The sequence below is a fragment of the Pilosibacter rotomagensis genome (assembly GCF_045062245.2).
GTDB lineage: Bacteria > Bacillota > Clostridia > Lachnospirales > Lachnospiraceae > Pilosibacter.
In genome coordinates this window covers 907478-925028 of sequence record NZ_CM170323.1, presented here as the reverse complement: position 1 = coordinate 925028, position 17551 = coordinate 907478, and the positions used below count along the sequence as shown (strand labels likewise).

Here is a 17551-nt window from a genome sequence, read left to right as displayed (position 1 = left end):
TTCACAGCCAGATCCTCAGGCACTCGATCTTAATTGTTTCGCAGCATCTTCCCTGCGCTTATCCCCACACTATGGGATCTTACATCATCTTATCCACCATGCCCATCAGCTCATCACCGACGGCTTTGGACTTCGCCTCAGCATCATCAAGGGAGGTTCCCTTAACGCCATAGTAGAATTTGATCTTCGGCTCGGTTCCGGACGGACGGATGCAGAGCCATGCGCCGTCATTCATATCATAGTAGAGAACATTGGACTCCGGAAGACCAGTCTCTTTTACTTCGCCCGTCGCAACCTCTGTGATCGTGTTCTTCTTGTAATCACGGATAGAAGTTACCTCGTAACCGCCAAGTGCCTTCGGCGGGTTCTTGCGGAAGTTCTCCATAATTTCCTGGATCTTCGCAAGTCCCTCAATTCCTTTTAAGCCGATGGATTTTACGGTATCCTTATAGTAACCATACTTCTCGTACATTGCGACCATTGCATCCCATAAGGTCATGCCCTTTTCCTTGTAGTAAGCGGCAGCCTCACAGAGAGCGGCAGTTGCGGAGATCGCGTCCTTATCACGGGCATATGTGCCGATCAGGCAGCCATAGCTCTCCTCCATACCGAACATATAGGTTCCCTTGCCGGTTGTCTCTTCTTTTAAGATCTGCTGACCGATATACTTGAAGCCGGTCAGAACCTCGACAAGCTTGCAGCCATAGTGTTTCGCAACGGCGTCAACCAGATTTGTGGTAACGATGGACTTTACGACCTCGCCGTCAGATGGGATCTTTCCTGCTGCCTGTTTCTGGCTTAACACATAGTCACATAACAGGGAGCCGGACATATTTCCGGTAAGCGGGATATATTCACCGGACTTTGTATCTTTTACATAAACACCGAGACGGTCTGCATCCGGGTCCGTTGCAAGAACAAGGTCCGCGTTCTTCTCTTTTGCAAGCTTCAATCCGAGTTCAAATGCCTCGGCAGCTTCCGGATTCGGGTAGCTGACGGTCGGGAAATCTCCGTTCGGAAGTTCCTGCTCCGGCACAACATAGACATTCTCGAAGCCGATCTCTTTCATAACGCGGCGGGCCGGGATATTTCCGGTTCCGTGAAGCGGTGTGTAGACGATCGTGATGTCTTTCTGCATGCGGTTGATCGCTTCCTGATTTACGACCTGGGCTTTTACCTGGGCGATATATTTGTCATCGATCTCTTTTCCGATCACCTGGAATTTTCCGCTCTTTAACGCCTCTTCCTCGGTCGTCGTTTTCACGGTGGAGAGATCCTCGATCGCAAGAACTTCAGCCGTTACCCCTTTATCATGCGGCGGTGTGAACTGTGCGCCGTCCTCCCAGTATACCTTATATCCATTGTATTCCGGCGGGTTATGGCTCGCGGTGATGTTGATGCCGGCAATGCAGCCTAACTCACGGACTGCGAAGGACAGTTCCGGTGTCGGGCGCAGGGATTCGAATTTATACGCCTTGATGCCGTTTGCGGCGAGTGTCATTGCAGCCTCCATGGCAAATTCCGGGGACATATGACGGGAGTCAAACGCGATCGCAACGCCCTTGTCTGCTCCGCCCTGTTTGATAATATAGTTGGCAAGTCCCTGAGTCGCGCGGCGGACTGTATAGATATTCATACGGTTGATTCCGGCACCGATGATTCCGCGAAGTCCTGCGGTACCAAACTCCAGATCCATATAGAAACGTTCCTTGATTTCGTTTTCATCGTTCGCGATTGCGCGAAGCTCTTCTTTCGTCTTTTCGTCAAAGTACGGATTGGCAAGCCATTCCTGGTAGATCTTCATGTAATCCTTCATGTTTTGACTCCCCTCATGCATTATTTTCTTTTGGCAGAAACGGTAATTTCTGCCGCCTGCAATATAAATTTATTATATTACATCTTGGACGAAAAATAAAGTTGTTTCCGATCCGAAATGTGAAGGATCGGATCATGCATTCAGAATAAAATATATTTTTTTCTGATATGATCCATATCCATTCAATATCATAACTCTCAATAATCTACTTGTTTCATACCGAAAAAACTCCTATAATGAACATATATGGTATCGTTCATGTTTTACCGAAAATATTATATAGTGAGGGATTACATATGGAAAATTTTAAAAGTAAATTTGTGACTGCAGAAGCTGCCGTTGCGGCTGCTGTAAAAGACGGTGACTGGGTCGACTATGGATTCGGCGGCGGATATCCGGAGCTTCTTGACAAGGCGCTCGCCGCAAGAAAAGGTCATTTAAAAGATGTGAAAGTTCGCGGCGGTCTCGTGATCCGCCCGCGCATCGAAGTCGTTGAGGCTGATCCGGAACAGGAAAGCTTCTCCTACTACAGCTGGCATATCGGTGACTATGAACGGAAACTCCAGACCCGTGGTCTCGTAAAATTCATGCCTGTGGTACTCCGCCTTCTCCCGACGCTCTACCGCCAGCGCTATATCCGGACAGATGTTGCCTTCGTCCCGGTATCTGCCCCGGATGAGAACGGCTACTGCGGTCTCGGCATCTCAAACTTCGCATGGAGAACCATGTTTGAGAGTGCAAGAACTGTGATCTTTGAGATCAATGAACATTATCCGAAGCTTCAGGGTGTGGACGGTTCCCACCGTGTCCATCTCTCCGAGGCGGATTATATCGTAGAGGGCGAACATGAACCGCTTCCGGTAAGAACCTACAAAGCTCCGTCTGAGACAGATATCCAGATCGCAAAGCTCGTCGTAAACGAGATTCCGGACGGCGCGGTTCTATCTCTCGGCGTCGGCGGCGTTCCGTTCACTGTCGCGAACATGTTGGCGGAATCCGATCTCAGGGATCTCGGCTGCCATACCGGAACCATCAGTGATGCCTACTTAAACCTCTGGAAGGCGGGAAAGCTCACAAACGCAAAGAAAGAATTTGACACCGGTCTCTCCACATGGAACCTCGCAATGGGCTCCCAGGAGTTCTATGACTGGATCGCAGAAAATCCGAAGCTTTTCCATCCGGCTGACCTCGATTATGTCCATGATCCACAGCGCATCGGAACCATGAAGAACGTCATCAGCATCAACGGCGGCGTACAGCTTGACCTTATGGGACAGGAGAATGCAGAGTCCGCGGGAACCCGACAGCTCTCCGGCATCGGCGGTCAGATGGACTTCCTTGAGGGTGCCTACCGCTCCATCGGAGGAAAAGGATATATCTGCATCAACTCCGCGAGAAAGGCAAAGGACGGCACCTTAAAGTCCAACATCGTTCCGTTCATCCCGGGCGGCTCCACTGTCTCCGCACCGCGTACCATGATCCAGAGCGTTGCGACCGAGTATGGTATCGCAAATCTCTCCGGAAAGACCTTAAGAGAGCGCGCCGAGGCCATGATCGCGATCGCGCACCCGGATTTCAGGGATGAACTGGAGCAGTATGCGAAAGAGGCGTTTCACTAAAAAATAAAAAGTTCCATATTGAAAAAATCTGCGGCAGAATCCGATGATATTCCACTCACCGGATTTCTGCCGCAGATTTTATCTCATCCATATAAGACTCCTGCCTCATTGACAAGGATCTACCTAATCCATTACAGACGTTTTTTCTGTGTATCCTAAAACTTCTCATCCCTGCACAAGATGTCAAAATCCTGCATGAGTTGTACTTTCAGGACAGTAAAACTTTGTTATAATGGAACATATAGAAACGAGAGGAGGTTGTTGAGTATGAACATCCCATTCTGGTCCCTTGTCATGCGGTATTTTCTGGAATTTTTTTCAATGGTGCCCTGTGCGGTCCTCTGCTTTCTTCCGGTTCAGGACCGGCTCCGCATAAAACCGCTGAATATTTTTCTCACCGGTATCCCGCTCTCGATCCTCTGGGCTTTCGCCGGAGGCCTCGTCTGCGCAGACTTCGGGATTGCGAGAGACTTCTGGATCCTGCCGTCCTTTATCCTGTTTGCGGTATTCTTCCATCGGGTCTGTGATCTCGCCCTCTGGAAGCCGTTCAGTATCCTGATCGCCGTCTGCGCGGTCTTCTCCTGTATCACAAACCTGACACTCGTCGCAGATGCCCTCATTGACCGGACGAACACCTCCGGTCTGTTCACGCTTCCGGGCGCAGGGATCCACCTGCTGCTCTCCGTTCTCATCGTGGCCATCGTATGGTATCCGGCAACCCATGCCGCGAAATGGCTGGTGGACGATATCGAAATGGCGAAGACCTGGTATATATTCTGGGTATTCCCGGCGGCATTCTTCTTGCTGAACCGTCTGATCCGTCCGCGCTACTACGAGACGCTCTACACGAACCGGGTCATGAAGTTTTATCCGATTTTAATTCTGGCGCTTCTGACATTCCTCCTGCTCTTCTATTTTATGTTCTACCTGATGGCATCGGAGATGAACCAGAACACGAGACTTTTGAGGGAAAATGAGCTTTTGCAGCTCCAGAGCGCCCAGTACCGCAATCTCCAGCGCTCCATCGACGAGACGCGGATCGCCCGCCATGATCTCCGTCAGCATCTCACGGTGCTCTCGGGATACGCAGCGAACAAAGATCTTGACGCGATCTCAGACTATCTCGCGTCCTTCCGGAAACATATGATGCCGGAATGGCTGCCTGCTTACTGTGAAAATCAGGCTGTCAACGCGATCCTTAGCTACTACGCGCAGATTGCAGAAAACGCCGGAACTGCTCTGGAGATCCAGGCACAGATGGAAAAGGAAATACCGGTCCCGGAACCGGAATTCTGCGTGCTTTTGGGAAATTTACTGGAAAACGCGGTGGACGCATGTCGGGAAAACAATGAAAGCGGCGCGATCAAGGTCCACATCCGCCAGACCGGCACCTCCCTCATTGCCATCACAGTGGACAATCCTTGCCGGAAGCCGCCAGCTCTTGAAGGAAAGCGTTTTCTCTCCACAAAGCACAGTGGCCCCGGCATAGGCACCCAGTCTATCCGTCTCATCGCTGAACGGCACCATGGAGATGCACGTTTTGAATGGAAGAACGGGATGTTCTACGCATCGGTGATCTTAATTCCGTCTGCGGAGTCATGATAGAAATAGCAAAATGTTTCCGGGCAATTTCGATCGTTCACTGTAATTTTTCAAACTTTTTCTTGACTATCTTACATTAAAGCAGTAAAATGATATCGTAAAAAATCGAAATACGCGTAGACGAAGAATAGTAGGCTGCAGGATTCCCCACAGAGAGCCGTGGTTGCTGGGAGCACGGCGGGATGAAACAGTTCGAACTCGCTTCTGAGCGGTTCCGCTGAAATTGAACGGTAGGCGGAAACGGGTTCTCCCGTTACAGGGAAAGGGTATCCGGCCGGTACCCTGTAAAGCAGCGTCTTCTATGGACGAATCAGAGTGGTAACGCGGTGAAAATCATCGTCTCTTCATGCAGCAATGCATGGGGAGATTTTTTTTTCGCTTAAATATCGCATAAATGCCGGAAGTGAAGCGTATTATGGCTTCATTTCACACGAATTTCGATTGCAGAAAAAGGAGGTTCTAACATCATGATTGCAGTTGCATCTTTAATCGTTCTGATCGCGGTTATCGCCTTCAGCGCAGTCACAAAAAAGAATGCCGGCGTTGTCGGTCTTGTCGCGGCATACATTTTCTCCATCGCAGCGGCAAAATGCGGCACCGACATCAATGTCTCAAAAGTCGTGACCGGAAACTGGCCGACGAGCGTATTCTTTATCGTTCTCGCCACCACATTCCTCTTTGGTATCGCAACCTTAAACGGCACCACGCAGGCACTTTCCAGGAACATCGTATGCCTCGCAAGAGGAAACGCGAAGATTCTGCCGGTGATCTTCTTTCTCTTCGGCGCGATCATCTCCGCGGCAGGCGCAGGCGGACTGATCGTCGCAGTCATCATGCCGATTGCCCTGTTCGTCGCAGTTGAAAACGGAATCTCGGTTTTGATGATGAGTCTTGTCACCATGGGCGGTATTATGGTCGGAGGCCTGTCCCCCCTCGCCATCAACGGAATCGTGGCACAACAGCTCTCCGTGGAAAACAATATCATCGGTGAAAGCCTTTCCGGTTACCTTCCGCTCTGGGGCGCATACGCCACAACCATGACGCTCTTTTCCATCGGTGCCTACTTCCTGCTCGGAGGTCTTCACCCGAAAAAGATGGAAAACGCTGCGACACCGCACTTTACGGGATTTGATAAGAATCAGACTCTGACACTCGCCGCGATCCTCGTGGTCCTCATCGGCGTAATCTTTTTTGGACAGAATATCGGACTGATCTCCTTCGCGTGCGCGGGTGTTCTCTTAATGCTCGGCGCTGTCGACCAGAAAAAAGCCATCGCTGCTGTTCCGTGGAGCACGATCATCCTGATCTGCGGCATGTCCGTCCTGATCAGCGTTGTCAATACCTGCGGCGGCATCGCATTCTTATCTGACGGTCTTGAGAACATCATAGGCGAGAGAACTGCCCAGCCGATCATGATGGTACTCGGCGGACTTATGGGCGCTGTCTCCAGCGGTACCGGAGTCGTTATGCCGACCCTGATCCCGCTCTCCGCGGAGCTGAGCCAGACCTTAGGCATCTCCTCCATGAGCATCGTGATCGGTGTCATCGTCGGAACCAACGGCGTCGTCATCAGTCCGCTGTCCACGGTCGGCGGCATCTGTGTCGGCTGCGCGCCGGAGTCTGTTGATAAGGACAAGCTTTACAACCAGCTGCTGCTTGCAGCCATCAGCTTTATTGTGATGAGCGTTGTTCTTTCCTTTATCGGAGTGTTCCGGATCTTTGGTTAAAGCTTCCGCGTTCCGTTTTACGTATTATCCGTATAAACATGAAGATCCGCAGGTTCCCATTTTTAGGATCCTGCGGATCTTTTTTGTTCATGTCTTATTTTTCTTTTGTTTCAAGTCCATCCCATACACCGTCTTTGTCGACATAATATCCATCCGGTGTCCTGATTTCTCTGTACATGGAGCCAAGCGGCACAGCTCCGGATATCTTTGACAAGTAGTACCATTTTCCATTGATGAACTGCCATCCTGTGAGCATTGCTCCGCTCGCCGGATCGAGATAGTACCAATGCTGGTCTGACTCATCGTAATGCCAGCTTGTCTGCATTCCGGTGTTCTCGTCGATCAGATACCACTTTCCGCTGGCGTTATCCTGTGCCCATCCTCTCTTCAGATAGCCGTCAGAACCGAAAGCCCACCATTTTCCGTCTTTCTGAATCCAGCCCAGCTTTTCACCGTTCTGATCACTGGTCTTTTCTCCTGCCGGATAGGTGCCGTCCTTGAATTCGAACCACCAGCCCTTATTATCGCGTTTCCAAGTTCCCTGTGCATCGTTTTCGGAAGAGCTGCTGTTAGAAACATTCTTTCCGAAGTTCGTTGCCGCCGGATTCTTTGTGCTGCCGGAATTGTCGGAATCATCGGATCCGCTGCTTGCTCTGCGGACTGCATGAAGTGTTCCGTTCTCAAAGTGGATCTCGTAATTCTCAGATGTCAGGCCGGACGGCAGGATCGAGTAATCGCCCGCCGCGCTGTCTGGCGCGTATTCACAGGTAAACTTCAGGCTGCCGTTCAGCACATCCGCGGTATCTGTTCCTGCAAATCCTTCATAGAGGACTTTGTACTCCGGAATCGCATCTCCGACTGTGACATTCTGATCCACTGCTTTTACGCTGAGCGGTGCTTTTTTGATCTCAAAGGAGAATGTCTGGTTTCCAGCCTCATAGTTCTTTCCGGCTTCCGTATGAACTTCCACCGTGTACGTTCCGGCATTCATCGGCGCTTCCGTTAAGATCTCGCTGCCCTTTTTGATCGTCACGGTCATGTTTCCATCGCTGTCCGTCCATGCCTCCGGCGCGGTGTTTTTCGCGTCATAGACACGGTTTAACTGATCCAGATTCCGAAGTTCGAACTCCGGCTTCGCCTGGGATACGGTCAGTTTTCCTGGCTGATATGTGATCACATAGTTTCCATTTTCCGCTGTGAGGCCCGACGGAATAATCTCGTACTCATCCACATCGCTGCCGACCGCATACGCGCACTCGTAGGAAAGTGTTCCGCCGAGGACTTCTGTGTTTTCTCCGTTTACGAAACCTTCGAACGTGCTGCTGTATACCGGCGGTTCGTCCTTATAGGTCACGTTTCTTGATTCTGCCGTCACAGTGAGCTGTGCCGGGGTGATCGCAACGGTTGCGGAGCCGCTTATGGTGTCAAAGTTTTTCTTTGTCACAGTGTAGTATACGGTATAGCTGCCTGTGTTCTTGTATACAGGGCTTTCTGTGAGCGTGCAGTTATCTTCGGACTCACCGTAAAGGATCTCACCGTCTCCAGCGTTTCCGTTAAGAGTGATTTTGATTCCGTGGGACTGTCCGTCGTAGATTCCTGTATATCCGGCTGCGTCAACGCCTGTGATCGAGGCATTTTTGATCTTGATTTCAAAGCTGCCGGATACGGAATCATGGTTTGCTGCGGATGCAGTGTAGTATACCGTATAGGTGCCGGCATCGGTGAAGGCAGGAGCATTTTTTAATGCCTGCGTTTCGTCCGCGGCCTGTTCTGCTGTGAGACCATAGCGGAAGGTGATAGCCGTGCCACCGATCGTACTTCCTGTTGCCTCGACTTCTGGCTTCTGTTCCCTTCCATTGTAGGTCAATTCCATCATCTGCCGTACAGAAACGTTCTGAATTTTGGCATTTTCGATCTTTGCACCGCTGCAGGAGACATTGAAAAGCTCACTCGTTGTAAGTTCATAGCGATCCTCAAATTTGGAATCCAACGCAATGCTTGTAACATTCACAGTGTTTGTTCCAGCGTTCTCGGATGTCCATGTAAAGGTTCCCTTTGCCTCTAATGCCGCCGCATCCTCTGAGAGAATCGGTTTTCCGTCAGCAGAACTGAGCGTGAGCGTTCCCTCAGCCTTTGTATCTCCATCATAGGTCTTTGACTGAAGAGTGTTTACAGAAGGAACGAGCTGCGCTTTGGAGACTGTAAATGCGACCGGGGTGCTTTCCGCTTTCTTGTAATTCCGGCTCTGGCTTACGGTTGCCTTTACATACCAGAGTCCAGGTTTATTCTCTGCATTCCATTCCTTATATTCACCGTTTTCGGTACTACTGTAGGTGTATTTAATTTCTCCTGTGGTGTCCGCTGCCGTGAGCTCCGGCTTCGGTGTTTCTCCGTAGCGGATATCCGGGCATGTTACTGTGGAGATTGTGTTTGAAGCGCGATAGATCTTTAAATCTGTCCCTATGCGTACGGGATTTTCCTGCACTTCCACATTCTTTCCACCGCTACTGGTAATTCCCATATAATAAGTTACATATTCTTGATCCGGATCTGCATTGACCTCATAATGTCCTTCTGCATTTCTCGAAACCTTCTGGGTCAACTCTGCGTCACGATACAGTTCAAACCGGATTTCTCCATAACCTGTCACCGTATGTCCGCCAACGGAATAAGCATCCTTTATTCCCGGTTTAAGATAGTCCTCTTTATCGTTGCCATAGTTGATGCTTGTTACAGTCTGAAACCAGTCAGGATTGAACGTGGCTTTCTTGATCGTTATCTCTCCAATTCGTAAATTTGTAACACGTTCAACTCCATTTTCACTATTGGTGCTTACATAGATTCCATAGGTTCCTGCTGCCGCTGGGGCACCGATGAAATTATCCGCATCCTCTGCACCAACTTTTTCTTTATATCGAACTGCGTCAATGCCAAACATTCCGCCTTTTCCCTCTACCGGCTGTACCTTCACGTTATGCACGTCACCATTATTTGTATAGGTAAATTCGGTGTCTCCAACTATCTTGAAATCATCCTTTGTCAATGTACGCTTAAGAGTCATAAATTTGACTGTCTGCATTTCCGACACATCATTATTATCATTCTCTGCTACAAGATAATATGTATATGACGTATCAACAGAGAGATTATTCAATTCAATAGAAAATTTACCATTTTCTACATCTACTGTTGCAAAGCTCGCCTTACTATCCTCTTTCTTTGCTTCTGCTCTGAGCGCTTCTCCAGTGTATCCTTGATAATAAGGGTTGTTTGTATAGTATACTTTTGTTCCATCTGAAGTTCCCTTTATAGTCGCAGAATTCTCTTTGATATCATCAGATGATATTGCTGCGGCAAACTTAACCTGATATCCTGCGTAAAGTTCAATTTCAGGTATTTGACCTTGTGGATTTAACATATCTTCGACAAGTTGATTCACTGTTGCGCTTGTATCTGTCGCAGTACCATTTCTGTTTGACTTTTCTTTATATCTCCATACTGAAAAAGCTGCGCCTCCCGGTAACCCGATATTGCTTAAATAGCTTCGATGACTATTGTCAAGATTAAGAAGATATTCCTCGTAAAATGGATTACTTTCATCTTTTCCACTATAATATTTCACATGAACTGTATAAGGATTCGGTGCGCTGAATGCATAAATCTCAGTGGTTGTCGGATCTGCAGAGACCGGATTTGCGTTATAAACTACGCAGATTGGATTAGATCCGCCAGTCAGCTCAATATGTTTGATGAGATTCTGATAATTTGAGGTCGATGCCTTAAAAAGCTTCGCATTCGACTCTGTATCACCTCCGACCCACGGGAGATTGATTTGGATCTTTTCTTCTCCTGTTACCGTTGCCTCTGTAAAATTGATTTCATTTTTCACAGATACATTTTCAATCAACATGGAGGAAAATGGGAAATCTCCGATAACCGTGAAGTCTGCAGTTCCGCTGGTTCCTGTTTTTCCATTCGCCATATAAACATCCGGCTGATTCTCACCACCGGAAATTGTTCCGCCTGACAAGGTAATTTCATTAAGTTGGGTATGCTTTAAGCCATACTCTCCGCCTTTGATCGTTCCCCCTGTCATCTCGAACTTAGCATGGTCTTCCTGTAATCCGCTGCTTCCAAGTCTGTTTATATAAACAGCTGTGTTATTTGTTGACTCAATCCGTCCATTTTTAATTGTTACTGATACTCCACCAATTGCACTGATCGCATATCGATTTTGCGAAGAATAAGCTGACTGATCTACAATATGCGCATTACCATCTACAATCAGATCTGCAGAGGTCAATGTGATAACAGACTCATTCGCATTATCTGCATTCACAGTTCCAATAATCTCCCCACCTGTAATATGGATCGTACTTTTTGTCTCTCCATTGAAACCGCTGCAGTTAATTTCAGATTCCAAAGTTCCCGTTCCAACAACATTTACTTTTCCAGTGATCTTTCCCTTAAGCAGAACCGGTTTATCGTCAGCGTTGCCTGAATCTACTGTAATATCTCCATCAATTGGATTTTCTGTTCTTCCCACACTGATTTCTAACCCATCCGTTCCAGTGTTTCTTAATAGAATTTCATCTATAATTCCGGATACTGTAACTTGGGCTTTAGTGTACTTGACCGTCTCTACTTTCTCAGTCCCATCCTCAGTTTTGTCATACGTAATCGTAACCTGATACTTTTCCGGATCGGAAGGTAACTGGATTTCCGCACTTTTAATATTTCCTTCCGGAATCAAACTGGATTCAGCCTTTGGATCCATAATACGGATATAGTTGCCCACCGCTCTCGCTTCGTAACTCTGATACTTGTCCGCATATCCTACATTAGAATTATGATTGACAATGCTTAAATGAATCCCTTCGACTAACGTCTCCATGTTCCCGGATGAACCTTTGATCCAGTTTTTCAATGATGAACTGGCCTCCATTGCAAGGTCACTTACCACAAATTTGAATGAGTCATTTATCGTTTTTAAATCCACTGCGACAATAGTAGCACAAGATTTAGCACTGTAACCATAATATATCGATCCATGCGTATTTCCACCTGCAGCAGATATATCAATATTATCTGATAATGATAATTTTGTCTTATCTGACATTAAAATCGCAAAAGCTCTTCCCGATGAATTAGTGTTCTTGGCATAAATTTCTCCACCTCTGATAGAAACTTCTTCGCTTTCGCTAATTGCAGTAATCGTACTCGTATCATCTTTTATATTATTGAGTTGTCCCCCACATATATCTATATCTTTTATATGTGCCAGTTGTCCATTCCATGTACCGTCTTTTATTTTAATACTGCCTGTTCCACCGTTTCCTCTGGCATTTCCATTAATTGTTCCTTCTTTTAGAGAAATCACATCATTTTCATACATATAAAAGCCACCTACTGACTCAACAGTACCGCCACTTTGTTCAAAAATAACTGTAGACTCCGGAGCACTTGACCTGCCAATAACATACGACTTTGTTGTTATATCAGCCTCATTGTGTATAATAAATGTGTCATTTGAGCCAATAATAAATGCTTCAGCTGCACTCGTATATGTGCCTTTCAAAGTCAATTCGCAGCTTTCCGTAAGTGTCGGCGCTCCGCTACTAATATTGACATTATCAAAATTAATATTTATGTTCGTATCTGTACCGAAACTCAAAATCTTGTTGAACGCATCTGTCAGACTATTTAAGTTTTCTCCATCTTCTGTCAAGCTTCCGCCAACAACCTTAAACTTCCCATCTGTCTGGCTGATCGAATACGTCTCTTCCGTAACTGTCTCCGCATTCATCACACGCTTAGCCATTTTTCTCTTCGTCTCCGGGGTCTCTTTCCCATTCGATGCTGTCGCGGTCTCCTTCTCAAGGTCGGACTCGGTCGTCTCGTTTGAATCCACAGTTGTATCCCGCTTCTCGTCCGCATTGGACGCGCTGGCTGTCTCGGCCTCGATTTTTTTATTCTCTTCTTCCAGATTTTCTTCCAGCGCAGTTATTGTCTCCGCTTTCGCCATAATTCCCATATCACCATGATTGACCAGAAGGACTGCAATCAGGACTGCTGCTGACATACGTTCATACCATTTTCTCTTTCTCATATTCATTTCCCCCTTTATGACAGGTTCTTTCGGATTATACTTGCAAAATTTCAGATCATTCCACAGTTCGTAGTTGATTTTATTATACGTTTTTTCTGTTCCACCCGCAATTCTTTCTGCACAAGATGTCAAATTTCCGCATAAGATGTCGAAATCAGGAATGATTCTCAGGAAATAACTCCCGTTTTTTTCATGTATAAACTGTCCTGTTTTCGTGAATCATTTTTCTATGAAAACAAATTGCGGAGGTTTTTATCATGGCAGGATATAAGGTTGAGATCTGCGGGGTGAACACTTCGAAGCTCCCGCTTCTGACGAATGAGGAAAAAACAGATCTTTTCAGGCGGATCCAGAATGGTGATACAGACGCAAGAGAAACTTATATCAAGGGAAATTTAAGACTCGTCTTAAGCGTGATCCAGCGCTTTTCGAGCAGCAGTGAGAACGTGGATGACCTGTTCCAGATCGGGTGCATCGGCCTGATCAAAGCGATCGACAATTTCGATCTGTCGCAGAATGTAAAATTTTCCACGTATGCGGTTCCAATGATACTCGGCGAGGTAAGACGATACCTCAGGGACAACAATTCCATCCGGGTCAGCCGCTCACTCCGGGATACCGCCTACAAAGCGTTGTCAGCAAGAGAACTTCTCACAAAGAAAAATTTACGGGAACCGACGATCATGGAGATCGCCGATGAGGTCGGGATCAGCAAAGAAGAGATCACTTACGCAATGGACGCGATCCAGAGCCCTGTGAGCCTCTATGAACCTGTCTACACCGACGGCGGCGACCCGCTCTGCGTCATGGACCAGATCAGTGATAAAAAAAACAGGGAGGAAAACTGGGTCGAACAGCTCTCGCTGAGCGAGGCGATGAAACATCTTCCGACCAGAGAACGCCACATTATCGATATGCGCTTTTTTGAGGGGAAAACCCAGACCGAAGTTGCCTGCGAGATCGGGATCAGCCAGGCACAGGTGTCGAGACTTGAGAAGAATGCGCTGAAGTCTATGAGAAATTATCTGTGTTGAAATTCAGTTGGTATCATCTTTTTGCTTACCAGGAAGTTTCTTAGAAATTTCCTGGTAACTGAACAAGTGAAAAAACGCTTCTGAGAAGATTCCAACATGAGAATCTCCCTCAGAAGCGTTTTTTGCAATCTTCGCCTTTATTTCGCAGTCTCCCCGTATCTTGTCAGAAGTTCCATGTAAAAATCGATGCTGTCCGCCAACTCTTCTACTCCCGTAAACTCATTGGCTGCATGGACATGGTGGTCTTCTCTCGCATAGATTGTGGAAAAACGATAAACGCGGTCACTCATATCATAGACGAAGCGCGCATCCGTTCCTCCGAGCATCATCTCCGGGCACGGGATCACATCCCCATAGATCTTACCGCCGATCTCGACAAGCAGATCCTTCATTGCGCCGTCATACAGAGATGTCGGTGACGCATCGCTGCCCTTCAGTACACGAACCTCCACCTCATCCGGCACGATCTCTTCCAGATGTTTCTTTACGCTCTCAACCGTATCTCCTTCAAGGACACGGCTGTTCACAACAGCAGTCACCTTTGCAGGAAGAATATTCGCCTGGGCAGATCCGGAAAGCATCGTCGGAACAACCGTCGTGTGGAACATGGCATCCAGCGCCGGATCCTTTTTCAGATACGGAACCAGCTTTTCCAGATTCTCATCCGGGTTCTTTAACAGCTCCGCAAGTTCCGGATTCTCCTTCGCCATGTACGGGGCAAGAACTTCGAACCGGCGTCGGATCGTATCGGTCACACGGTACGGCATCGGATGTTCCTGGATCGCGATCAGTGCCTTCGCGATCATGGTCGTCGCGAAATTCTCACCCGGACGGCTGGAATGACCGCCCTTTGCTGTGTAGGAAAGTTCAAAATCGACGTAACCTTTTTCGCAGAGTCCGATCGTGCAGAGTGCCTTGTCATCGATCCCGTAGTCGCTTCCCGGGCGGACTCCGCCGCCTTCATCGAGAACAGCACCGAAGCGGACCCCGGCCCCTCTGAGGGTCTCCGCAGGGATCTTTCCGCCTGCGACCTCTTCCATATATCCGTAAGAAAGATACAGATCATAATCCGGCTCATAGCCTTTTTCCAGAAGTGCCTCAACAGCCTCCAGCTGCCCGATCAGATTGCTCTTACAGTCGCTGGAACCGCGTCCCCAGATCTTTCCATCTGCAATAGTTCCAGAATACGGCGGATATGTCCACTTTTCAGGGTCACCTTCCGGGACAACGTCCTGATGTGCCATAAGGAGAAGTGGAGCCGCTCCTGATTTCCCGGTTCCTTTCCAGTGGAAAAGAAGTCCTGCCTGATCCGTATGTTCCAGTGTCAGGTGTTTATGTACCAGCGGATATGTCTCCTTTAAATACTCATGAAATGCGTCAAATTTTGTATAATCTGTCAGTGAATTGTCTGCGTTGGATACCGTCGCAAAGCGCACCGCTCCTGCGAGATGCTCCGCACTGACCATTGGATCAAGCGTGTGTTTTTCCATGTGTCTCTTCTCCTTTTGCTGTCATTCGGGCTGTATGATGTTTCATGCAGCAGCCTGCTGTGTCTGTCAGCATTTATGCTGATCCGGGCTGTTTTCTTCACATCCCGCCGCTTTATTCTGCCTTTTTCTCCGCTTTCTCACTCATCGCTTTCGAATTTACGATCACGCGAAGGTGGGAACCTTCTCCGCATTTGCCCTTTTCATCGTTCACTTCGATGTCAAACCAGAGTTTTCTTCTCTCGATGCTGCGGAGTTTTGCAGTTGCTGTCACTTTCATACCGACCGGTGTCGGTGCAAGGTGGCGGCAGCGGATCTCCGCGCCGACGGTTGTCTGTCCTTCTTCAAGGTAAGACTTTGCGAGTTCCAGAGCCGCATCCTCCATCAGAGCTACCATATTCGGGGTGGAAAGGATCTTCGAACCGGCGCTGCCGATACGCTTTGCAGTCATATCATCAGTGACTGTCCATGTCAGGCTGTAGGTCGGAGCGTATAAATCTTCCTTATCCGCTAAGATCGCTGCAACTGCTGTGCATGCCGGGCAGTCACAGTACTTTGCGCCTTCTGACTTGATCTTTTTCGCGTGATCCTCAATCCCGGCTGCCTTCTCTGCACCGAAGACCTTCTGTCCGTCCTCAGATCCTGCGAATTTGATCAGCCAGTCGATCGGAATGATATCTGCCTCGATCTCAGCGATCAGCTTCTCTGCAGCCTCGTCCCGCTTCTCGGTATTGACTGCCTCCAGCCAGTTATTTCCTGCTTCTTTTGCCTCCGCACAGCAGGACGGCGCATTTACAAGCGCTTTTACTTTTTCGATCATTGCATCTGTCTTGCTCATCATTCTTTCCTCCGTTCGTTTTTAACTGTAAACCAGTCATGCCTTGAAATCAGCAATTCTGTTCCCATTTTATCGCAGGCTTTATAGAAATTCAATTATATTTTTTTGCATTTTCAGAATTTTCTTCATGAGTAAAAAAACTTTCGCAATTATTCAGTGGAATATAAACGAATGTATCCTGACAGATCCATATTATTCATCCGTCTGGCTGCATGCCTGAAGAAGATGTTCATGCTCGTACTTCTCTTTCGTCGCAAGTCCGCCGCGGATATGGCGCTCCGCCTTGTTGATATCCAGAACCACACGCGCCTGCGCCGCCAGAGACGGATCGATATGAATCAACCGGTCAGTCACGTCCTTATGCACCGTACTTTTCGAAATTCCAAACCGTTTTGCTGTCTGTCTCACCGTCGCATTCTCATCAATAATATAGTTCGCGATCTGAATCGCCCGCTCTTCAATATATTCCTTCATAGGGGTTGCCCCTCGATGATATTTTTACCATCTTATTACAGGAGATGAAAATTTATACGCGCGGATGTGTATCATTCCCCGGAATCTCCTGTTTCGAAAAAAACAAATGTGCAGACCCGAGAACTTTCCGTAAAGAACTCAGATCTGCACATACCTTTTCCGTCTGTATTATTCTTTCTTCTTACTTCACAACGATCTGGCAGCTTCTCATAGTCTCCAGAGCCGCCTCATGTCTTTCCCTCGTAACGCCTGCCGCACATGCGGAATCCACAAAGACCGGTGTCTCCGGAAGGAACGCTTTGATCAGGAGCGCGTTTGAAACCACACAGATATCCGTGCAGAGTCCCACAAGCTCGATGGACTCGATCGGTGTCTTCTTATTTCTCTCAAGAAGATCTTCCGCCAGCTCCGGACATCCGAAGGTAATTTTCTCGTAAGTCGCCGCGTCACGCTCTATGGCGATCTTCTCAAGCTCCGGGATCAGGTCCCAGCCGTCTGTCCCCTTAATACAGTGAGGAACCGGAAGAAAATGTCCCTCCTGAGTATCCATATAGTTCTCGAAATGTGTGTCCTTCGTAAAGATCACTTCCCCGTCAAACGTTTCCGCCTTTTTGACAACAGCCGGAACGATTGCCTCCGCATCCTTACTGCCGAGACTTCCATTCACAAAATCCTTCTGCATGTCCACAACAATCAAAATTTTTTCTGCCATAACTCCCTTTCCTTTCTCCGAATCCGGATCTATCTGATTCCGAGGATACCCCAGATCACCCGGCATGTCAAGCCATTTTCTCCCGACGATCCCCTGATCAAAAAATGCTTTCCGGGCATTCTCCCAAAAAGCA

Annotated in this window: 10 protein-coding genes and 1 other annotated feature; of the genes, 4 read left to right on the top strand and 6 right to left on the bottom strand. The window is 48.0% G+C overall.

Features of this window, described 5'->3' with window-relative positions; all coding sequences use genetic code 11:
- Positions 1–79 precede the first annotated feature (79 nt).
- Positions 80–1816, bottom strand: a complete 1737-nt coding sequence (locus ACI3EW_RS04155; protein WP_405579600.1) for a phospho-sugar mutase — start codon at positions 1814–1816, stop codon at positions 80–82.
- Positions 1817–2112: 296 nt separating this feature from the next.
- Here ACI3EW_RS04155 and ACI3EW_RS04150 point away from each other — a divergent pair, with 296 nt between their 5' ends.
- From ACI3EW_RS04150 to ACI3EW_RS04140, 3 genes are all read left to right on the top strand, one after another.
- Positions 2113–3435 (top strand): acetyl-CoA hydrolase/transferase family protein, encoded by a 1323-nt coding sequence (locus ACI3EW_RS04150; protein WP_405579597.1) that lies wholly within the window; start codon positions 2113–2115, stop codon positions 3433–3435.
- A 267-nt stretch (positions 3436–3702) separates the two neighbouring features.
- The gene (locus ACI3EW_RS04145; protein ID WP_405579594.1) at positions 3703–5037 is read left to right on the top strand and encodes a sensor histidine kinase; all 1335 of its coding nucleotides are present in this window, start codon (positions 3703–3705) and stop codon (positions 5035–5037) included.
- A 108-nt stretch (positions 5038–5145) separates the two neighbouring features.
- Positions 5146–5384, top strand: a binding site (T-box leader).
- An 87-nt stretch (positions 5385–5471) separates the two neighbouring features.
- A complete protein-coding gene (locus ACI3EW_RS04140) occupies positions 5472–6764 on the top strand; it encodes an SLC13 family permease (RefSeq protein WP_405579663.1) in 1293 nt (430 codons plus the stop codon).
- Between the two features lie 94 nt (positions 6765–6858).
- Here ACI3EW_RS04140 and ACI3EW_RS04135 read toward each other — a convergent pair whose 3' ends face one another.
- Positions 6859–12873 (bottom strand): MBG domain-containing protein, encoded by a 6015-nt coding sequence (locus ACI3EW_RS04135; RefSeq protein ID WP_405579591.1) that lies wholly within the window; start codon positions 12871–12873, stop codon positions 6859–6861.
- 257 nt (positions 12874–13130) lie between these two features.
- Between ACI3EW_RS04135 and sigG the strand changes: the two genes are divergently transcribed.
- A complete protein-coding gene (gene sigG / locus ACI3EW_RS04130) occupies positions 13131–13907 on the top strand; it encodes an RNA polymerase sporulation sigma factor SigG (RefSeq protein WP_118298917.1) in 777 nt (258 codons plus the stop codon).
- Positions 13908–14044: 137 nt separating this feature from the next.
- On the opposite strand, the gene ACI3EW_RS04125 is transcribed toward sigG, so the two are convergent.
- The 4 genes from ACI3EW_RS04125 to ACI3EW_RS04110 form a co-directional block, all read right to left on the bottom strand.
- Positions 14045–15397 (bottom strand): M20/M25/M40 family metallo-hydrolase, encoded by a 1353-nt coding sequence (locus tag ACI3EW_RS04125; protein ID WP_405579588.1) that lies wholly within the window; start codon positions 15395–15397, stop codon positions 14045–14047.
- A 112-nt stretch (positions 15398–15509) separates the two neighbouring features.
- Positions 15510–16235 carry a thioesterase family protein gene (locus ACI3EW_RS04120; RefSeq protein WP_405579585.1) on the bottom strand — a complete coding sequence of 242 codons (726 nt, stop codon included), beginning with the start codon at positions 16233–16235 and terminating at the stop codon, positions 15510–15512.
- Between the two features lie 189 nt (positions 16236–16424).
- Positions 16425–16706, bottom strand: coding sequence for a sporulation transcriptional regulator SpoIIID (gene spoIIID, locus ACI3EW_RS04115; protein ID WP_118598519.1), 282 nt, complete (start codon positions 16704–16706; stop codon positions 16425–16427).
- A 181-nt stretch (positions 16707–16887) separates the two neighbouring features.
- Positions 16888–17418, bottom strand: coding sequence for a cysteine hydrolase family protein (locus tag ACI3EW_RS04110; RefSeq protein WP_142412440.1), 531 nt, complete (start codon positions 17416–17418; stop codon positions 16888–16890).
- Positions 17419–17551 lie beyond the last annotated feature (133 nt).